Origin of the sequence: Paenarthrobacter aromaticivorans, from assembly GCF_019038615.1 — a bacterium.
GTDB classification, from domain to species: domain Bacteria; phylum Actinomycetota; class Actinomycetes; order Actinomycetales; family Micrococcaceae; genus Arthrobacter; species Arthrobacter aromaticivorans.
Map to the genome: position 1 here is coordinate 279,561 of NZ_JAHOPC010000003.1, position 19,164 is coordinate 298,724.

Below are 19,164 nucleotides of genomic sequence, written 5' to 3' on the forward strand. Positions count from 1 at the left end.
AAACGGGAGGTTGATCACGAAATCATTCATGCTGGTAGCCTTAGCCACTTTTTGGTCCGGTAACAGCCCAGCAGCCTGCTATGTGAACAACCACGGTCTTGGGGGCGACGCCTCCAGGGTGCCTGGCTCCCGGTCAGCCCGGGAAGGCCGGCTCCGTAGGGCCCTTGAGCTGAAGTTCCCAACCATTTCCGACTCGTTGAAAGATTCCCGCCGTGGACTGGCCGTAGATCTGTTCTGCCCCGTTACCTGCGCTCAGACTCATGAGGCCGTCCCACGGCGCCAGTTGCTGCGGCTCCCCCGAGGTCAGCGAGAGCAACTCCGGAACCACGGTAGCCGTTGCCGAACTGGCCATTACGGCAACGGTGGATCCGTTGACCCACACTCCCTGGTCAGGCGAGGTGGAAGTGAAAAGAGTGATCGGAGTCGTAAGATCCTTCGGCGCGCCGTCTGCATTCCGGACGATGCCCGTAACCTGAACCACTGATTTACCGTTAGCTTCGGATATCACCAGCGCCCGGGTACCTTCGCGTGAGATGCGGAAATCCTTGATAGTCCGCCCGGAAAGCCACGTGGGAGATATGGTCGCGGTGGGCACAGCCATGCCAGGGGCAACGCCAGTGGGCTTGAAAGCCACAACCTCAGTATTCCCGCTGGCGCCTGGTCCCGCCGTCCAAACCCAATCATGAGGGCTGAACGAAGGACCGGCCAAAGTGCTTCGGGTGGTCAGTTGCCGGGCCGGTTGACCAGGCTCAATGGAGTACAACGTGGTTTTGTCGCCGTTGAGGAAGGCAACGGTTTGGGATACCGGCGACTCGGCGGGCGAATGGGGGCCGAGCCCCGCAACCGACTGAATGTCAGGCAATGGCGAAACGCGATTGTTCTCATAGCGGACCAAGTCGCCGTTACTGACGGCAATCTGGCGGGCAGGCACATTCTTGTCCACAACCGGCGGAAGAACTGTCCCATTGTCCTCGACGCGGACCAGGTCCTGGTCTGCGCGAAGCTGGACGTTGATGACGTCCGGTTGCCCCCTGAAGGTTAACGCCAGCTGGTTCTGCATGCGTTGGCGGTCTTCTGCCGATGCATCGAACAGTTCCTTGGCCGACAAATCCACCTGGGCTGCGCCTGAAACGACGGGGACAGATTCCCGGGCCAACTTCATTCCGGAGGGAAAGGCGCTTACCACCGCCCCACGCAAATACGGCGCAGGCCCGGCAAGCAGGGCGCTGGTCATGGACTTAACAGTCTTCTTCTTGATGAACCATCGGTAGTCCGGCACCGCATACGTGAACGTCGGATCATAGAAGTAGATCGGAAAAGCGCCGTAAATGACTTTGAACGTCTCTTCCGGAATCGCAGTACCATCCGGAACCTTGGAGATCCGCCACTCCCCCTCCACTTTCTCCAGCGAGACTGGGATGGTCTCCTTGGTCCCCGGTGGGAACTGCGTCGCTATTCCGTCCGCATCCACTGTGTAGGCAAGGTCCACCTCGTAGAGGTACTCATTCTCCACGGCCGTCTTGACCACGTGGGCTCCGCGGAAAACGATGGCCCGCTTATCCGGCTTCCACGTTACGGCTTGGGCTTGGGTCAAATATTGCCGCGCTACGGGATAGTCGTCCTCATAGCCGCTGCCAGCCATATAGAAATCCTCAATGACGGCTTCCGGTGTGGAGCCTGCACGCGGTGCTGCGGGGAAGAATACAGGGGCGTTGGGGTTTCCTGCTCCCTCATCCTGGCTCTTTCCCACTGGACCGGACCGGGGAATCTGGGCGCACGAGGCCAGCAAGACCATCAGCGCCGCCAACGCGGCAACGAAGGCCCGCCTGCGTCCGGTGCAAAGGAACCTCATGATGCACCGCCCTTTCCCTCGTCACCCGAAGGAGGTGTTCCGACGTCGGATTTGCCGTCTGTGGTGCCAAAACCCGTACCCAGGACAAGCATCTGGCGTTCGCTACGGGCTCCGGGCAAGTCGATGTCCGCAGGTTCCAACTGCAGGGGCGACTTGAGGATGGTTCCACCTTGCTTGAGCGGCAATGTCAACCTGAAGTTTGAGCCCGCCCCTTTGCGACCCCATGCTTGAAGCCAGCCGTTGTGGAGCTTGGTGTCTTCGGCGGCGATGGACAATCCCAGTCCGCTTCCACCAGTAGTTCGGGCGCGTGCCGGGTCAGCCCGCCAGAAGCGGTCGAAGACCCTGGCAGCTTCCGCTTGGCTCATTCCAATGCCGTGGTCCCGCACGGCCACAGCCACGGCGTCGTGGTTTGCTGCCACAGAAATGTGGATCGGCTTTCCCTCGCCGTGCTCAAGGGCATTGAGGAGCAGGTTCCTCAGGATCCGGTCGATCCTGCGCGAGTCCATTTCGACAATGATGCTCTTCTGACGGGCGTTCAGGCGGACCTCAGAACCGTATTCGGAGGCTACGGGTGCTGCGCCCTCCATGACGTGCGAGATCACTTGGAATATGTCCTGGGGTTCGGCGTCCAAGACGGCAGCACCGGCATCGAAGCGCGAAATTTCCAGCAGGTCAGACAACAAGGACTGGAACCGTTCCACTTGGTGATAGAGGAGTTCGGCCGAGCGTTTGTTCATAGGATCGAAGTCTTCACGGGCGTCGTAAAGGACCTCCGCGGCCATGCGAACGGTCGTCAATGGGGTGCGAAGTTCGTGCGAGACATCCGAGACGAACCTTTGCTGCATTTGGGACAGCGTGGCCAACTGGGTGATCTGTTCCTGCAGGCTGGCCGCCATATGGTTGAACGAAGCACCAAGCCTGGCAACCTCATCCTCACCCTTGACCACCATGCGCTCTTGGAGTTGGCCCGCCGCCAGCTTTTCCGACACCACGGCAGCATGGCTCACAGGGCTGACCACATTGCGCGTGACGTACCATGCGATGGCACCAATCATGAGCACGAGCGCCGCACCACCGGCCCACAGCACGTTCTGGATTTCGTCCAGGGTCTTCTGTGCAGTGTTCAGGTCATAGATCAAATACAACTCATAGGCAGTGCCGTTAAAGGTGACTTTGTTTCCGACAGCAATACCGGGGCGGTCCTCGTTTCCAACAGGGAACTGCATGGAGGCCCAGAACTGTTGCTTCCCGCCGTCCTGGACAGCCTTTCGCAATTCCGGCGGGATGACGCGGACGGTGAGCTGGTCCGAGGCTCGCGACTCCACCCAGCGGTTACGGGGTTTGGTCTGTTCCGGGACGGCTTCAAAGACGTAGCGCCGCTGGATCACCGAGCCCCGGCCCTCTACCGCGGTTAACGTGTCGTAGACCAACGTGATGACGCTTGATTGATCAGTAACCTGTGCGCCGTCGAAGGTGTCCTGAACCTGTTTTACGTTGTAGCGGGACTCCGACTCCGCTTGGGCCAGCCTCTCCTGGAAAAGGTTGTTGGCGATCTGGTTGGAAAGGTACGCACCGACGATCGCAAAAGACGTTACGGCAAGCAGGAGCGTGGTCAGCACGGTCCTGAACTCCAATGACCGCCGCCATCGCCTCAGCAAAGAACGCCAGAGGAAGCGAAGACCCGGCCGTATCTGCCGGACACCGATCGAGACGAGGCGGGAAACCCTCAGAACCAGAATTAGGCCACGTCGAGTCCATATCCGGGCGCGCCACATCAGCCAGGGAAGGTTCCTTGGTAGTGGATCGCTGGGAGTAGAGGGTGAATTCCCGGACGCCGAAGTCTCCGCGGTCTGCTCCAAGGATGTCGTCTTCTCCTGGGCGCGCTGCTCCGGACTGTTCGGACTCTGGTCCTTGCCCGTGGTGCCGGTCTTGCCGGCGGGAGACTCAGGAACCTGCTTTATACCCGACACCACGCACCGTCAATACAACTTCGGGCGCTTCCGGATCCCGTTCAATCTTGGAGCGCAAACGCTGAACATGGACGTTGACCAACCGGGTGTCCGCGGCATGGCGGTATCCCCACACCTGTTCAAGCAAAAGTTCGCGTGTAAAGACCTGCCACGGCTTGCGGGCCAATGCCACCAGGAGGTCGAACTCCAACGGTGTGAGCGAGATACGCTCTCCACCGCGGGTGACGAGGTGCCCTGCGACGTCGATGGTTACGTCAGCAATCCGCAGGGTTTCCGGAGCCTTTTGTTCGCCCGGCCGAAGGCGCGCACGGACCCGCGCCACGAGCTCAGCGGGTTTGAAAGGCTTGGGCACGTAGTCGTCAGCACCGGACTCAAGCCCGCGGACAACATCCGAGGTGTCCGATTTCGCCGTCAGCATGACGATGGGAACGTCCGATTCTCCACGAATCTGCCTGCAAACTTCAATGCCGTCCGAACCCGGCAGCATGAGATCCAAGAGCACCAAATCGGGTTTGGACGAACGGAACACTTCAAGAGCCTGGCCGCCGTCTGCGCAGAATACGGGCTCGAAGCCATCATTGCGCAGGACAATACCAATCATCTCTGCGAGCGCTTCGTCGTCGTCAACTACCAGAATGCGTGCCTTCATAGTTATATATTCCCTTATCGCCAAGCCTTTGTCCTGTTGGGCGGGCGCACGGCATGGCGTCCCCCAGGGCACTTCCACCGTACTGTACGGCCGCGATTTGCTCGACGTAGACCTGCGGTCCGGGCAGTATGGGCTCAGGCTATGAGGGAGGACACCGGGACTATAGGCTTGGGGCGAAGGTCCATGTGGGGGACGTCGGATGTCGGCGGGCCGGATCTCTTGGGGAGGAAATCGTGTCACAACCAGAGCACGGCCAGCAGCCATATCCAGGCGGTCAGCCTGCGTGGGGCAACCAGCCCCAGTGGGGCGGTCCGCCCGCGTGGGCAGCCCCTCAGGGCGGCGGCAACAACTGGCCCGGCTACCCTCCGGGAGGACCAGCGGGTGTATGGCCTTCGGCTGCGCCCGGCGGACCACCCTATGGCCAACCCATGTATGTTGCCCCACCCAAGCCCGGTGTCATTCCCCTACGACCCCTGCAATTCGGAGAGCTGCTCGACGGCTCCTTCCAGACCATACGCCGGAATGCCGCCTCCATGTTTGGTTCAGCCCTGATCGTCCAGGCCATTGCCGCAGCCCTCCTGGGCGTTGTGACCGTTGCCATGTACGAGCTCATGGATTCGTTGGAATCGACGGATTTCAGTGAGGACGCGGCTGGATTCTTCGGCCCGTTCCTGGCCGTCATGGCGGGTTCGGTGGGAGTCTCCGTGCTAATCGGCTTTCTCGGCGCCGTTCTCCAAGGCGTCATGGTCATTCCGGTTTCCCGTTCTGTCCTGAACCGACGAACAGGCTTCGGGCAAATGTGGAAGCTGGCCGCCGGGCGGATCCTGCCTCTCCTGGGGGTAGCAGCCCTCCTCACTATCGGTGGACTGCTGGCCGCAGCCGCCGTCGTCGGGATTGCTGTGCTGTTGTTCACGGCCTTGGGACCGGCTGCCTTGTTGATTGTCATCCCCCTGGGTTTCGGGGCCATCATTGTCTTTGTCTGGATTGGGCTGAAGCTCATGTTTGCTCCCGCCGCCATCGTCGTGGAGCGGATCGGCGTCTATGACGGACTCTTGCGATCCTGGCAGTTGACCAAGAGCAATTGGTGGCGGATCTTTGGCATAACCCTGTTGGTGAGCATCATGGTGGGAATCATCGCCCAGATAGTGCAGATTCCAGCTTCTCTCGCCGCGACCGCCATTGGATCGGTAGTCTCCCCCCACCCGGACGCCGAAACAGTGGCCTCCACTCTGATCCTCACCACCGTGATCTCGATGATCATTGGGGCTTTGGTGGGGTCTGTGACGTTCGCTTTCCAAACATCCGTGTCCGCGCTCATCTATATGGACCTTCGAATGCGCCGGGATGGGCTGGACGTGGAGTTGATGCGGCTGATGGAAAGCGGTGCAGATCCGGACGGAATTCCGGGTGGTCCCCCACAACAGGTACACGTCAACACGTGGCCCCCGGGCGCGGGCCACTCGCCAGGCACTCCTCCTGGCCTCTGGCCGCAGGCATGAGGGAAACATTAGGCCATTCCATTACCGCTTTGGCCGGCATGGAGCCGCCGGTGACGCCTGACGGTGCGGAAGCACGTCGTTGGGCGGAGGAGGAACTATCCAAGGCGCAGTATGCCCAAGCCCGACCCAGTTGGCTGGACCAGCTTTGGCGGGATTTCCTGGACTGGCTCAACTCCCTGGAAGGGGACGGAACTTCCCCGGAAAGCAACTTCGCTGTTCCCGTCATCATCGCCTTGGCTGTGGTGCTCATTGTGGTGGCTATCTTCGTTGTCCGGCCCAGGCTGAATGCCAAGAGAAAGACCTCCGTTAGCGGCATGTACGGCAGGGACGCGGCTGTGGATGCTGCGACGTACCGGAAGCGCGCTCTTGCCGCAGCCGACGACGGCGACTGGCCTACCGCCGTCGTCGATCAGTTTCGGGCCTTGGTGCGTTCCGCGGAGGAACGGGATGTCATTGAAGCGCGGGCCGGGCGGACGGCCGATGAGGCCGCAGGCCACTTGGGCCTGGCCTTCACCCCTGCTCAACACCGACTGGTCGATGCCGCCCGCCTGTTTGATGCGGTCCGCTATGGAGAACAGGCGGCAACACGCTCGGACTATGACGAATTGCGCAAGCTGGATATGGACCTCCTTGCCCTGACACCTGACTTCAGTGACCAGGAGCAGCAGGGATTCGCGGTGCCGCGATGACCCTCAAGGAACAGGTGCCAGAAGCTTTACAGGGAGGAACTCCTCCTCATCGGCGGGTCAGCGCATTGTGGAGTTGGTTCCGCAGGCACTTGGTTTGGATTGCGCTGGGGGTGGTGTTTGCCGCATTCGTGACGTTCCTGGTAGTGGAGCGGTTCTCGGCACCCAAGGATTCACGGTCCTTATCTACCCGTAATCCCGCTCCCGACGGGGCCATGGCCTTGGCCGAAATACTGGGGCGCCACGGTGTGGGCATAACTCCCACCGATACCCTCGAAGACACCCTGGCCGCACTTTCCGACGACGACTCCACCGTGCTGCTGTATGACCCCCGCGGTTTCCTGGACAGATCGCAGTTGCAGGATGTGAGGGCTGCAGCCGGGCGGGTGGTGGTGGTCGCACCGCGCCTACGCACGTTGAACGGCCTCGATCCGGACTTCCGTCCCGGCGGGGTGGTTCCCGAAGCGACAAAAAACCTTGAACCGGGCTGCGGCCAGGAAGACGCCGAGCAGGCGGGACCCGTTGCCGCACAAGGACCGGTGTACCTGGGGCCCGTAGTTTGCTACGCCACCCGCAGTGATGGACCAGGACTCTACGTGTCCTCGGCAGATGGGCATTTCGTTGTTTTGGGGAGCACCGAGTTGCTGGAAAACCAACACCTCGCGGCCGCTGGTAACGCCGCATTGGCGACGCGGACCTTGGGAAGCGCCCCCAACTTGGTCTGGTACACACCAGGCCTCGCGGATGTAGCGTCCGATAGATCCACCCCGACGCTCAACCAGCTTGCACCGCCGTGGGTGGCGTTTGCGGGTCCATGGCTGGCCGTCATAGCTATCCTTGCCATCCTCTGGCGCGGACGACGTTTGGGACCGTTGGTCTTTGAACCGCTTCCCGTGGTGGTTAAGGCCGCAGAAACAGCCGAAGGGCGTGCACGTCTATATCAGGATTCACGTGCCGTGGAACGCGCAGCCGACAATCTACGGGCAGGAACCCTCGCCCGGTTGGCCAAGCATTTCAATCTGGGGACGGACGCCACCGCGGAGGCCATCATCGACGCCGTGGCCCGGCGCCTTGGACGGCAGTCCCCCGCGGTCCGGTGGGCGCTCATTGATTCCAAGCCGCAGACAGAAGGACAACTGGTGCAGTGGGCACAACAGATCGAACGAATCGAACAGGAGGCGACGGCCCGATGAGCAACCAGCCGAACAACTACACGGACAGCACCAACCAATACTCCGGTGGCGCGGCCCACCAGGTAAACCAGGCGCACGCAGGCGATCCGCATGTGCATGGAGCAGAGGTAAATGGAACACAGCTAAATGGACCACAACAGGGCGGCCACCGCAGCGGTACGGAGGATCCTGCCCGACAGTCCCTGCTGAACGTCCGGAACGAGGTTGGGAAGGCTGTGGTCGGGCAGGATCCCACAGTTACGGGCATGCTGATCGCCCTTCTTTGCGGCGGCCATGTCCTGCTGGAAGGCGTGCCCGGCGTCGCGAAGACCCTGTTGGTCCGGGCGTTGTCCACTGCCCTGAGCCTGGAAACCAAGCGCGTACAGTTCACCCCGGACCTCATGCCCGGTGACGTCACGGGCTCCTTGGTGTACGACTCGCATTCATCGGAATTCACTTTCCGGGAAGGGCCGGTTTTCACTAACATCCTGCTGGCCGATGAAATAAACCGAACGCCGCCCAAGACGCAGGCCTCGCTCCTGGAAGCCATGGAGGAACGCCAGGTTTCCGTGGATGGCGTATCGCGGCCGCTCCCTGCCCCATTCATCGTGGCAGCCACCCAGAATCCCGTGGAATACGAAGGAACCTACCCCCTGCCCGAGGCCCAATTGGACAGGTTCCTCCTCAAGCTGACCATGCCCTTGCCAGGCAGAGCCGAGGAAATCGAAGTGATCCGCCGGCACGCCGGTGGCTTCGACCCCCGAAACCTCGCTGCGGCAGGCGTGCGGGCGGTGGCTGGCGCCGTCGAGCTTTCCAACGCTCGTGCGGCTGTGGCGCAAGTGGCCGTCGCACCGGAAATCCTGGCCTACATTGTGGACGTAGTCCGGGCAACCAGGTCAGCCCCGTCCTTCCAACTGGGCGTCTCTCCTCGCGGCGCTACTGCCCTCCTGAACACTTCGAAGGCATGGGCCTGGCTGTCCGGGCGGCCCTTCGTGACACCGGACGACGTCAAAGCCTTATCGTTGCCTTGCCTCAGGCACCGGGTAGGCCTGCGTCCTGAGGCCCAGATGGATGGCATCCACGTTGACGACGTGCTCGGAAGCATCCTCGCGTCCGTTCCGGTGCCTCGTTGATTCTGCCGGTGATGCAGATGACAGCAATGGCAAGAGTGCCCTGATGGCCATCACGGGTCGTTTTGTGTTGCTGGCAGTTGCCGGGCTGGTTCCGTTGCTGCTGTTTCCGGCCTGGAGCACGGTGCTGTTCATCGTTATCGGACTGCTGCTGTTCCTGGCCCTTGACCTTATCCTGGCGGCTTCCCCAGCCAAGCTGGGCTTGGCACGCCAGCAACCGGGCAACGTCACTTTGGAGAGTCATGTTGATTCCGTCCTCACTGTGACCAACCTGGGCCGCCGAAAGCTGCGGGCGATGGTCCGGGATGGTTGGCAACCCTCCGCTGGAGCCCTAAACCCAGCCCAGGCGCTTGACGTTCCACCCGGCGAACGTCGCCGCGTGACGGTATCCCTGATGCCACGGCGTCGCGGCGATCTTGAGAGCCCACATGTGACGATCCGTTCGTATGGACCCTTGCGGCTGGCCGCACGGCAGCGGACGAGGACACTTCCCGCCCGCCTTCGAGTGCTGCCGCCTTTCCATTCCAAACGGCATCTGCCATCGAAACTTCGCAAGCTGCGCGAACTTGATGGCAGGGCGGCTGTGCAGATCCGGGGCGCGGGAACGGAGTTCGATTCCCTGCGGGACTACGTTCGCGGCGATGACGTCCGATCCATTGACTGGCGTGCAACCGCCCGTCGCACATCTGTGGTGGTGCGGACCTGGCGTCCGGAACGGGACAGGCGGGTTGTGATCGTTCTGGACACATCCCGAACCGCAGCGGCCAGGATTGACGACGAGCCGAGGCTCGATACCGGGATTGAGGCTGCGCTGCTGCTCGCGGTTCTAGCGGAACGGGGCGGGGATCGGGTTGACTTCCTCGCCTACGACCGGATGCTCCGCGCGAGGGTCGAATCTGCTTCGAAAGGCAACCTCCTGGCCCAACTCGTTCAAGCCATGGCGACGTTGGAGGCCGAACTCATAGAACTGGACTGGCAGCAGATCCCAGGCCAGGTACGGGCCGTATCGGCGCACCGCTCGCTGGTGGTGCTTTTGACAGCCCTCGACGGCGGCGCCCCCGAGGAAGGCCTTCTCCCCATGGTGGCCCAGCTGGTCCGCCAGCACGTAGTGGTAGTCGCATCTGTCCGGGACCCCTTGCTGGCAGTAATGAAAGCCGGACGTTCCACCGCCAGCCAGGTTTTCCGTGCCGCAGCCGCGGAGCGCGCCCTGCTGGAACGCGCTGCCGTCACAGAACAATTGCGGCAACTCGGGGCTGAAGTGGTGGACGCCGAACCCTCTGAAGTCCCTCCCTTGCTTGCTGACACCTACATCCGGCTTAAAGCGGCCGGGCGGCTCTAGGAAGGACTCCAATGAACGAACCTATCTACCAGCTCGCCCTGGGCAATGATTTCACCAAGTTGGCACCCGAACTCCAGGAGTACTTCTCCCTGGCGGCAGGCTCCGGGTCATATGGAATTGGTGAGGGGGTCTTTGACGTTGTAGGGTGCCAGCAAAAATGGTTGCGTCCTTTGCTGGCCCTGACGGGAAGCGAAGAGGCCTTCTTCCCTGAATACGGCGAAGGCATACCGTTCCGTATTGAGAACCATGCCCACGTGGATCCCTTTGGCCGGCAAGCCCTCACGGCACGGCGTGAAATCTACTTCCCCTCCGGGACGCGGTTGTTCCACGACACCACGAGCGCTATCACCACGCCGCAGACCGGCTCCGTCACGCCCGCACCGGTCCGGTTGGTGGACCATGTTGGCCGTTACCGTCGCCTCGTCACGGACCTTGACGTAACTGCCATGCCCAACGGCCGGCTACGAGGTGTGTCGAAAGCCAGCCGGCTCTTCCTGGGTCCATTGCGCATTCCGTTGCCGGCAGCCTTGGACGCAAAGGCCTTTGCGGAGCAATGGTGGGACGAGAACGAGGGCAAGCACCGGATCCAGGTCAAGGTCATCCAACCCCAGATCGGCGTAGTGCTTGTCTATGCCGGCCGCTTCGATTACCGGTTGGCGCCTTACTTGGCCGGGGCTGCCCAGGGCACATCGCTCCCGCGCTATGCAGAACCGGATCGCTGGGAAAAGAGGATCTAGCCCTCGCCAATCATCCCTGCGACAGGCCAATCAACCTGTGACAGCCCGATCAACCCTGTGACAGCTGATCAAGGCCATCGGCCACTTGGGTGAGTCGGGCAAGGACTTCCTTCGCTGTGGAGGGCTTCACGTGGGCGAGTCCCGTCGCCGGCGTTAGGCGCAGTGCCGGCAAGGCAGACGCCGGGAGGCCCAGTTGGCTCCAAGGCCGCCAAATGCTTTCCACAATGTCCGCGGTCCGCGGAAGCATGGCATCAGCATCCGCTGTGGGCATCGCACCGGCCCACACGCGTTTGCCCTTTTCCACTGCTCCGGCAAGGTGCTCCCACTGGCGGGTAGTCAACGCCTTCAGGGGAACAGCAACGCCATCGGCGCCCGCATCGAGTATGCGATCAATCGGGGCCTCGATCTCCGGTACGGCCACCACAATTTCGACGGCGCCCGCTGCCCTGAGCGCCTCGATCACCAACCGCCAGGCTCCCGCAACTTCCTCGCCGGGGATGGACCGCAGAGTCCGGTAACCACTCGCCGTCGGGATTGTTCCGCCCATCACTGCAGCAATATCCGGCTCGTCCAACTGGACCACAACGCCCGCTCCGGGCACCGCTCCCGAGATCCGCTGAAGGTGTTCTGCGACTCCGGCTGCCAGTGACTCTGCAATGTCACGGCGTGCCCCAAAATCGAGGAGGGCTCTTTCGCCGTTGTGGAGGTACAAACCGGCTGCGAGGCTCAGGGGGCCCATCAGTTGGACCTTGATCCCGCTGGCTGAAACTTCTTCCGTTCCAGCGACATCAGCCAGGATGTTAATGTCAGTCGCAAGCGCAGACCGTGCCCGCTGGGCGTCCTTTCCCGGCCGGTCCACCAATCTCCAACCGTGGGGTTGAACGTCCACGGCCAAGTCCACCAGCAGCGATGCTGTCCTGCCTACGGCATCGGATCCGACACCACGGTCCGGCAGTTCGGGCAGGAACGGAAGGTGGGGGTCCCCCAATTCGCCCCGGACGATCCGCAGGGATTCTGCAGGGTCAGTCCCTGGCCATGGGCCAAGAGCCGTCGCGCTGACCCGTTGCACTTCACCCGACATACTTTCAGGCCTGCTGGCTGGAGATCTGGTGATCCTCTGCGATGGCCTCATGATGGCGGATCACTTCACTGATGATGAAATTCAGGAACTTCTCGGCAAATGCGGGGTCAAGATGCGCGTCCTCGGCCAGGCGGCGAAGCCGGGCGATCTGGGCTGCTTCCCGTCCGGGGTCGCCAGCGGGAAGCTTGTGCGTGGCCTTGAGGACCCCTACTTTCTGGGTGGCCTTGAAGCGTTCCGCGAGCAGGAAAACGAGTGTGGCATCGATGTTGTCGATGCTGGACCGGATGGAGAGCAGCTCATCCATGACGCCGCGATCCACCTGGCCCGCGAGGGAGCTCGCTGACGGGTTGAAGGAATCGTGGTCTTCGGGGAGGGCATTGTTCTGCTCGGTCATGTTCCCCAGTCTATGGGGTGCGGCGGTAGCGTTGCCGGTGTTACCTGACGGCATCCCGTAAGCAGTGTTCCTGCCGCGGGAATCGGTGCAGAATGGCAGCATCACTGCACTCGACCAAGGGAGCTTCCATGAAAATCGCTGTCCTGGGAACAGGAATGGTGGGGCACGCCCTGGCTGGCAAGCTGGTGTCGTTGGGCCACGAGGTCATCATGGGTTCCCGCGAATCCGGCAATCCCAAGGGCGAAGAGTGGGCCCGACAAGCTGGTCCACGCGCCCGTGCCGGCTCTTTCGCGCAAGCGTGCGCAGAGTCCGAGCTGATCGTGAATGCCACACCCGGTACTGTGAGCCTGGCCGTCCTCGCTGAAGCCGGCGAGGCCACCCTGAACGGCAAAATCATCTTGGACGTAGCTAATGCCCTGGATGGATCCAGCGGCTTCCCGCCATCGCTCACAGTCTGCAACACCGACAGCATCGCCGAGACCATTCAACGGACCTACCCCGAGCTTCGGGTAGTGAAATCCCTTAATACAGTCAGCGCCCCCGTGATGGTGGATCCTGGGCGGCTTCCGGGCCCACATGACATGTTCATGGCGGGAAACGACGCGGATGCCAAGTCCACAGTGTCAGGCCTGCTGCAGGAGTTTGGTTGGGCGCCCGAGCACATCAGGGACCTTGGCGGACTCGACGCTGCCCGTGGCATGGAAATGTGGCTGCCCTTATGGCTAAGGATCTTCATGCAGCAGCCGAAGGGAAAGATGTTCAACATCGCTATCGTCTCGGAATAGCTCAGGAACCACCCTCCGCAATGGAGACACTAAAGGCCCGCTCCCCAGCGTGGGAAACGGGCCTTCGGTGCATCATCCGGACTTTCTCAGCGCCGGGCTAACTCAGTGCCGGGCTTTCTCAGTGCGGGCCTTTGGGACTAGCCGCCCAACAGCGCGCGGTGGGCTTCCCGGCGTCGCGCCTGTTCGTCTGGGTCCGGAACCGGCAAGGAAGCGATCAGCCGCTTGGTGTAGTCGTGCTGGGGCGAGCTCATCACATGGTTGCCGATGCCCTGCTCCACCAACTGTCCCTTGTACAGCACGCCAACCCAGTGCGACAACATGTCCACCACCGCGAGGTCGTGGCTGATGAAAAGGGCCGCGAAGCCGAACTGCTCCTGGATGTCCTTGAACAAGTCCAGAACCTTGGCCTGCACTGAGACGTCCAGCGCGGAGGTTGGTTCGTCGGCAATCAGCAGGCGTGGGTTGAGCGCCAACGACCTCGCAAGAGAGGCGCGCTGCCGCTGTCCACCGGACAGCTCGTGCGGGTAGCGTTGCGCATACGACGCCGGCAGCTGGACCGACTCGAGCAGCTCGCCTACCTTTTTCCGCGCCTCAGCCGCGCTGGGCTTCGTGTGGATAATCAGCGGCTCAGCCACGCACTCGCCGATGGTGAGATGCGGGTTAAAGGAGGCGGCAGGGTCCTGGAAAACAAAGCCGATCTCCTTCCGCAGCGGACGGAAAGTGCGCTCCTTGAAGTCCAGCATCTCGTAGCCAAGGACTTTGAGACTGCCGCCCGTTGTCCTGTTCAGGCCTGCGATTGCCCGGCCAATGGTGGACTTTCCGGAACCGGACTCGCCCACCAAGCCAAAAACCTCGTTCTCCGAGACCGTAAAGGTGACGTTGTCCACGGCTTTGAAGCCATGGCGTCCAAACCGGCCCGGGTACTCAACGGTGAGGTTCTTCGCCTCGACGAGGACCTTGCCGTCCTGATGCAACCGGCCACGGGCGCCTTCGGAGGCGGAGTTCCGGCCCAGGTGCGGGACCGCTGCAAGGAGCTTTTTCGTGTAGTCCTGCTTCGGCTCCGCGAACAACACCCTCGAGGGCGCTTCCTCCACCACATCGCCTTGGTACATGACCACCACGCGGTCAGCGAGGTCGGCCACTACGCCCATGTTGTGGGTAATCAAGACGATGGATGTGCCGTAGTTATCCCGCAAGTCACGGAGTAATTGCAGGATTTCCGCCTGTACCGTCACGTCCAGGGCTGTCGTTGGTTCATCGGCCACAATCAGGCCCGGGTTCAGTGCCAATGCCGCGGCAATCACCACGCGCTGCTTTTGCCCGCCGGAAAACTGGTGTGGGTAGTAGTTGACCCGGGTTTCGGGGTCCGGAATACCCACCTTTCGCAGGGCTTCCGTGGCCCGTTCCTTGGCTTGCTTTGCAGAAACGCGGTGGCCATCCTTGGCGTGCGCACGGATCCCTTCGGCAATTTGCCAGCCCACCGTGAACACAGGGTTCAAAGCGGTGGAGGGTTCCTGGAAGACCATCGCTACGTCGCGGCCTCGGATCCTTCGCAGTGCGGATTTGCTGACACTGATCACGTTGCTTCCATTGATCACCACGGCGCCGGAACTGATGGCGGTTTCCGGAAGCAGCCCAAGGATGGTCTTGGCCGTCACGGTCTTGCCGGAGCCGGACTCCCCCACGATCGCCACTACTTCCCCGGCTTTGACGTCCAGGCTGACATCCTTCACGGCATAGACGTCCCCGCCGTCCGTGGCGAAGGTGACTTTGAGCCGGTCAATGGTGAGGACGGGTTCGCTGGGGGCCGCGGCGTCGGAAATGTTTCCGAGGTTGGTGGTCATGGCTTACCTGCCTCTGAAGGTGTAGGGGTTGCAGGGGTTTTCGTGGCGCCTGCGCGCTTGCGGCCACGGATCCGCGGATCGTTGAGGTCGTTGATGCTTTCGCCAACCAGCGTCAGGCCCAGGACTGTCAGCACGATTGCGATGCCAGGGAAGACACCCGTCCACCAGATACCCGAAGAGGTATCGGCAAGCGCCTTGTTCAGGTCAAAGCCCCACTCCGCAGCGGATGTTGGCTCGATGCCAAAGCCCAGGAAGCCAAGGCCTGCAAGCGTAAGGATCGCTTCGGAGGCATTGAGCGTGAACATCAGGGGCAGGGTCCGCGTTGCGTTTTTAAAGATGTGCCGTCCGATGATACGCAGGCTGGACGCACCCAGTACCTTGGCCGACTCGACGAATGGCTCAGCCTTGAGCCGGATGGTTTCGGCGCGGATGACCCGGAAATATTGGGGCACGAACACGACGGTGATCGAGAACGCACAGGAGAAAATACCGCCCCAGAAACTGGACTGGCCACGGCTGATCACGATCGAGATGACTATTGCCAAAAGCAGGGTGGGGAACGCATAGATGGCGTCCGCTACTACTACAAGGATCCTGTCCAGCCAGCCGCCGAAGTAGCCGCTGAGCAGGCCCAGTGCGACGCCGAGGAAAAGTGACATCGCCACGGACACGATGATGACGGTCACGGCCGTCTGGGATCCCCACAGGACGCGGGACAGGACGTCATAGCCGCCCACAGTGGTGCCAAGGAGGTGCTTGGCGCCCGGTGCCTGCTGGGTGGGGAAGGAACCGGACGCATCGCTGAGTTGGGAGTAGCCGTAGGGGGCCAGAAGCGGGGCGAAAATGCTTGTCAGCAGGAACAACCCGCTGAGAACGACGCCCACCACCAGCATGCCCCGCTGGAGGCCAACGCTTTTCCTGAGGTGGGACACCACCGGAAGCCGGAAGAAGAGGGGCTGCTTGGGAGCAGTCAGTGAAGGAGTGCTCATGGTCAGTACCTCACTCGGGGATCGATGAGCGCGGCAATGATGTCCACGATGAAGTTGGTCACGGCGACGATGATGGCCAGCAGCACGACAATGCCTTGGACAGCCACAAAGTCACGGGCATTCAGGTACTGCACCAACTGGTACCCCAGGCCCTTCCACTCGAAGGTTGTCTCGGTCAGGATGGCACCGCCGAGCATGAGCGCAATTTGCAGGCCCATGACAGTGATGATGGGGATCAGTGCAGGCTTGTAGGCGTGTTTGGTCACCAGCCGGAACTCACTAACGCCCCGGGAACGGCCGGCCTCAATGTAGTCCTTTCCCAGTGTGCCAATGACGTTTGTCCGTACCAGCCGCAGGAAGACCCCTGCGGTCAGCAAACCAAGGGCCACGGCCGGCAGGACAGCGTGGGATGCAACATCTCCAAGAGCAGCGAAGTTGCCGCTGCGGAGCGCATCCAGCCAGTAGATGCCTGATGGCGCTCCCAAGGTGCTCATGGTCAGTTCCGTGCGGGTGGAGGCGCGTCCTGCTACGGGGAACCATCCGAGCCACACCGAAAATGTCAGTTTGAGAAGCAGGCCGGAGAAGAACACGGGGGTGGCATAACAGAGGATTGCGAAGAACCGCAGGACGGCGTCGGAGCTCTTGTCGCGGTATTGGGCGGCGATGAGTCCGAACGGGATACCGACTGCGAGCGCCACGATCAATGCGTTGATCGACAGCTCCAGCGTTGCGGCACCAAAGGTAGTGAGTACCTCCACGACTGGTCGACGATCAGTGATCGTCGAGCCAAAGTTGCCGGTGATGAGTTGGCCGAGGTATTCAAAGTACTGGATCAGAACCGGGCGGTCATAGCCGGCATCGTGGATTCGCTGGGCCAGTACATCCGGTGGGAGGCGTCCGCCTTGGGCAGCTGTGATGGGATCTCCAATGACCCGCATCAAGAAGAAGACCAGCGTCACCAGAATGAAGACGGTGGGGATGATCAGGAAGAACCGGATCACGATGTATTTTCCAAGGCCTCCCCCGGCCTTGGACTTGCTCTTGGGAGCTACTATTCCGGGCTCGGCCTCGGGTACCTCTATAAGTGTTGTCATTGTTACCTGTATTTCCTGCCCGTGGATTGCGCGGGATTGGCTCATGCATGCCGGCCACGATCGTGGTCAGCAAAGGAGGCGGGACACCGGATCAGTGTCCCGCCCCTTTCCATCACATGGTGTGGTTACTTGGAAACAGTCCCGAGGCGGAACTTGAATGAAGCGTCCAGTGTCTTGTCGACACCGTTGACACCACTTCCGACCACCGCCACCTGTGCGCCCTGAAGCAGCGGCAGTGTGGAAATGTCCTTCGCAAGGGCGTTTTGGACGTCCTTGATGGCGGTTTCACGGGCCGACTTGTCTGCCTCTGTAAGCTCCTTGTTGATGAGCTCGTTCACAGCATCGTTGTTGTAGTGGTTGTTCAGGAAGCCGCCCTTGGGGAAGAACGGCGTCAAGTAGTTGTCAGCGTCACTGAAGTCCGGGAACCAACCGAATTGGAACAGCGGGTACTCATCGGCGCGGCTGGCCTTGGTATACGTGACCCATTCGGTGGACTGCAGGTTCACCGTGAACAGCCCGGACTTCTCCAGCTGCTCCTTGACCATGGCGTATTCGTCACCCGACGACCCACCGTAGTGGTCCGGGTTGTACTGCAGGTTCAGGGCCACTTTTTCAGTGATTCCGGCGTCTGCCAGCACCTTCTTGGCCTTGTCGAGGCTTGGCTTTCCTGCGTCGCCGTAGGCATCCTTGAACGACTCGTTGGCGCCCAGGAATCCGCTCGGAACGTTGGAGTACAGCGGCAGGTAGGTGCCCTTGTAGACCTGGTCCGCAATCGCCTGGCGATCGACAAGGTTGGCTATTGCTTGCCGGACCGCCAGGGCCTTTGCCGGATCTGCGCCCGGCGCCTTGGTGCCGAAAGGCATGGTGTCGAAGTTGAACGTGATGTAGCGGATCTCGCCACCTGGACCGACCAGAACCTTGACCTTGGAATCCTTCTTGAGGTCGTCAACATCGGTGGCACTCAGGCTGCGGAACGCCACATCGAGGTTGCCCTGCTGGATATCCAGCTTCAGGTTCGTAGGGCTGGCGTAGTACTTGATCGTGGCGGCGTCATTGGCCGGCTTGCCAAGGACACCCTTGTAGTCGGGGAATGCCTTCAGGCTGACCAGTTCATTCTTCTTGTAGCTATCGATCGTGTACTGCCCGTAGAACGCTTTGGCCTTGATGATCTCGTCGTCAGGAAGGACCTTGTCCGCGGGGAAGACTTCATCGTCCACAATCGGCGCAGCTGGGCTGCTGAGGATAAACGGGACGGTCTGGTCGTTGGCCAGCTTCGACTTGAACACCACCGTGTTGGCATCCGGGGTGGTCACGCTCACAATGTTGGCCAGCAACGACGCCGGGCCGGAGGGGTCGTTGATGGCGACCTGGCGGTCAAAGGAGAACTTGACATCCTTTGAATCCAGCGTGTGTCCATTGGCCCATTTCAGACCGGACTTGAGCTTGACGGTGTATTCGGTAGGTGCCGTGAACGACGACGACTCCGCAAGGTCCGGGACCGGTTCTGCACCGCCTGGCTTGGAGTTCAGCAGGAACGAGTAAATCTGGTTCATCACCATGAATGAACCATTGTCGTAGGATCCTGCCGGGTCCAATGCGGTGACTTTGTCTGTGGTGCCGTAGGCGATCGGGCCGCCGGCAGCCGGGGCGGACGATGAACCGCCGCCGGAGGGGCCCGTGCATGCAGTCAAAGCGAGGGCGGAAACGCCCGCCAGCGCGATAACGCCATGCAGGGCCTTCTTCTTCAGTGCCATCTGTGAACCTTCTGTTCGATGGATTAGGCGAACCGCCGTGGGATATTTGTGACGGAGCGCACTCTTGATTCCACGATTCAATCAGACTTCCGCGCCCCGGGGCCCTTGATTTTGTGATTCGAGACACAATATTTACCAACCAGTAGGTTTTCCAGGGGACGCTAAGGCATTGCCCCTGAAGAAGCGCCG

Annotated in this window: 16 protein-coding genes; 7 read left to right on the forward strand and 9 right to left on the reverse strand. The window is 61.4% G+C overall.

The features are described 5' to 3' along the window. Positions 1-133: 133 nt before the first annotated feature. The 3 genes from KSW38_RS07920 to mtrA all read right to left on the reverse strand — a co-directional run bounded on the left by KSW38_RS07920 (position 134) and on the right by mtrA (position 4,471). Positions 134-1,852, reverse strand: coding sequence for an LpqB family beta-propeller domain-containing protein (locus KSW38_RS07920; RefSeq protein ID WP_216924035.1), 1,719 nt, complete (start codon positions 1,850-1,852; stop codon positions 134-136). Next, positions 1,849-3,627, reverse strand: coding sequence for an MtrAB system histidine kinase MtrB (gene mtrB, locus KSW38_RS07925; RefSeq protein ID WP_254186250.1), 1,779 nt, complete (start codon positions 3,625-3,627; stop codon positions 1,849-1,851). The genes KSW38_RS07920 and mtrB overlap by 4 nt, the downstream gene beginning before the upstream one ends. A 169-nt stretch (positions 3,628-3,796) precedes the next feature. Further along, complete coding sequence (gene mtrA, locus KSW38_RS07930) at positions 3,797-4,471, reverse strand: MtrAB system response regulator MtrA (RefSeq protein WP_144649950.1); 675 nt, start codon at positions 4,469-4,471, stop codon at positions 3,797-3,799. A gap of 233 nt (positions 4,472-4,704) precedes the next feature. Here mtrA and KSW38_RS07935 point away from each other — a divergent pair, with 233 nt between their 5' ends. From KSW38_RS07935 to KSW38_RS07960, 6 genes are all read left to right on the forward strand, one after another. Then, a complete protein-coding gene (locus KSW38_RS07935; RefSeq protein WP_308169305.1) occupies positions 4,705-5,970 on the forward strand; it encodes a DUF7847 domain-containing protein in 1,266 nt (421 codons plus the stop codon). Further along, positions 5,967-6,659 (forward strand): DUF4129 domain-containing protein, encoded by a 693-nt coding sequence (locus KSW38_RS07940; protein ID WP_216924036.1) that lies wholly within the window; start codon positions 5,967-5,969, stop codon positions 6,657-6,659. Before KSW38_RS07935 ends, KSW38_RS07940 begins: the two co-directional genes overlap by 4 nt. Before the next feature lie 110 nt (positions 6,660-6,769). Beyond that, positions 6,770-7,849 (forward strand): DUF4350 domain-containing protein, encoded by a 1,080-nt coding sequence (locus tag KSW38_RS07945; RefSeq protein WP_308169306.1) that lies wholly within the window; start codon positions 6,770-6,772, stop codon positions 7,847-7,849. Beyond that, the gene (locus KSW38_RS07950) at positions 7,846-8,961 is read left to right on the forward strand and encodes an AAA family ATPase (RefSeq protein ID WP_216924038.1); all 1,116 of its coding nucleotides are present in this window, start codon (positions 7,846-7,848) and stop codon (positions 8,959-8,961) included. Before KSW38_RS07945 ends, KSW38_RS07950 begins: the two co-directional genes overlap by 4 nt. Positions 8,962-9,004: 43 nt before the next feature. Next, positions 9,005-10,297 carry a DUF58 domain-containing protein gene (locus tag KSW38_RS07955; RefSeq protein ID WP_216924181.1) on the forward strand — a complete coding sequence of 431 codons (1,293 nt, stop codon included), beginning with the start codon at positions 9,005-9,007 and terminating at the stop codon, positions 10,295-10,297. A gap of 11 nt (positions 10,298-10,308) precedes the next feature. Further along, positions 10,309-11,034: a DUF4166 domain-containing protein gene (locus tag KSW38_RS07960; RefSeq protein ID WP_216924039.1), complete on the forward strand. Its 726-nt coding sequence runs from the start codon at positions 10,309-10,311 to the stop codon at positions 11,032-11,034. Between the two features lie 49 nt (positions 11,035-11,083). Here KSW38_RS07960 and KSW38_RS07965 read toward each other — a convergent pair whose 3' ends face one another. Next, positions 11,084-12,115, reverse strand: coding sequence for a uroporphyrinogen decarboxylase/cobalamine-independent methonine synthase family protein (locus KSW38_RS07965; protein ID WP_216924040.1), 1,032 nt, complete (start codon positions 12,113-12,115; stop codon positions 11,084-11,086). Positions 12,116-12,119: 4 nt separating this feature from the next. After that, positions 12,120-12,509: a chorismate mutase gene (locus KSW38_RS07970; RefSeq protein WP_216924041.1), complete on the reverse strand. Its 390-nt coding sequence runs from the start codon at positions 12,507-12,509 to the stop codon at positions 12,120-12,122. Positions 12,510-12,637: 128 nt separating this feature from the next. On the opposite strand from KSW38_RS07970, the gene KSW38_RS07975 reads away from it, so the two are divergent. Continuing rightward, positions 12,638-13,294, forward strand: coding sequence for an NADPH-dependent F420 reductase (locus tag KSW38_RS07975; RefSeq protein WP_216924042.1), 657 nt, complete (start codon positions 12,638-12,640; stop codon positions 13,292-13,294). A gap of 137 nt (positions 13,295-13,431) precedes the next feature. On the opposite strand, the gene KSW38_RS07980 is transcribed toward KSW38_RS07975, so the two are convergent. The 4 genes from KSW38_RS07980 to KSW38_RS07995 form a co-directional block, all read right to left on the reverse strand. Beyond that, positions 13,432-15,138: an ABC transporter ATP-binding protein gene (locus KSW38_RS07980; RefSeq protein ID WP_216924043.1), complete on the reverse strand. Its 1,707-nt coding sequence runs from the start codon at positions 15,136-15,138 to the stop codon at positions 13,432-13,434. Further along, entirely contained in the window at positions 15,135-16,127 is a 993-nt protein-coding gene (locus KSW38_RS07985; protein ID WP_216924044.1) for an ABC transporter permease, read from the reverse strand. Before KSW38_RS07985 ends, KSW38_RS07980 begins: the two co-directional genes overlap by 4 nt. A gap of 2 nt (positions 16,128-16,129) precedes the next feature. After that, positions 16,130-17,221, reverse strand: coding sequence for an ABC transporter permease (locus KSW38_RS07990; RefSeq protein ID WP_216924045.1), 1,092 nt, complete (start codon positions 17,219-17,221; stop codon positions 16,130-16,132). A 125-nt stretch (positions 17,222-17,346) separates the two neighbouring features. Next, complete coding sequence (locus tag KSW38_RS07995; protein WP_216924046.1) at positions 17,347-18,975, reverse strand: ABC transporter substrate-binding protein; 1,629 nt, start codon at positions 18,973-18,975, stop codon at positions 17,347-17,349. Between the last annotated feature and the right edge of the window lie 189 nt (positions 18,976-19,164).

Excerpts from the sequence above, each read along its gene's own strand:
- KSW38_RS07985 (WP_216924044.1), bottom strand. The coding sequence starts at position 16,127 with ATGAGCACTCCTTCACTGACTGCTCCCAAGCAGCCCCTCTTCTTCCGG.
- mtrB (WP_254186250.1), bottom strand. The coding sequence starts at position 3,627 with ATGTGGCGCGCCCGGATATGGACTCGACGTGGCCTAATTCTGGTTCTG.
- KSW38_RS07980 (WP_216924043.1), bottom strand. The coding sequence starts at position 15,138 with ATGACCACCAACCTCGGAAACATTTCCGACGCCGCGGCCCCCAGCGAA.
- mtrA (WP_144649950.1), bottom strand. The coding sequence starts at position 4,471 with ATGAAGGCACGCATTCTGGTAGTTGACGACGACGAAGCGCTCGCAGAG.
- KSW38_RS07970 (WP_216924041.1), bottom strand. The coding sequence starts at position 12,509 with ATGACCGAGCAGAACAATGCCCTCCCCGAAGACCACGATTCCTTCAAC.
- KSW38_RS07920 (WP_216924035.1), bottom strand. The coding sequence starts at position 1,852 with ATGAGGTTCCTTTGCACCGGACGCAGGCGGGCCTTCGTTGCCGCGTTG.
- KSW38_RS07975 (WP_216924042.1), top strand. The coding sequence starts at position 12,638 with ATGAAAATCGCTGTCCTGGGAACAGGAATGGTGGGGCACGCCCTGGCT.
- KSW38_RS07940 (WP_216924036.1), top strand. The coding sequence starts at position 5,967 with ATGAGGGAAACATTAGGCCATTCCATTACCGCTTTGGCCGGCATGGAG.
- KSW38_RS07995 (WP_216924046.1), bottom strand. The coding sequence starts at position 18,975 with ATGGCACTGAAGAAGAAGGCCCTGCATGGCGTTATCGCGCTGGCGGGC.
- KSW38_RS07950 (WP_216924038.1), top strand. The coding sequence starts at position 7,846 with ATGAGCAACCAGCCGAACAACTACACGGACAGCACCAACCAATACTCC.
- KSW38_RS07955 (WP_216924181.1), top strand. The coding sequence starts at position 9,005 with ATGGCCATCACGGGTCGTTTTGTGTTGCTGGCAGTTGCCGGGCTGGTT.
- KSW38_RS07965 (WP_216924040.1), bottom strand. The coding sequence starts at position 12,115 with ATGTCGGGTGAAGTGCAACGGGTCAGCGCGACGGCTCTTGGCCCATGG.
- KSW38_RS07990 (WP_216924045.1), bottom strand. The coding sequence starts at position 17,221 with ATGACAACACTTATAGAGGTACCCGAGGCCGAGCCCGGAATAGTAGCT.
- KSW38_RS07960 (WP_216924039.1), top strand. The coding sequence starts at position 10,309 with ATGAACGAACCTATCTACCAGCTCGCCCTGGGCAATGATTTCACCAAG.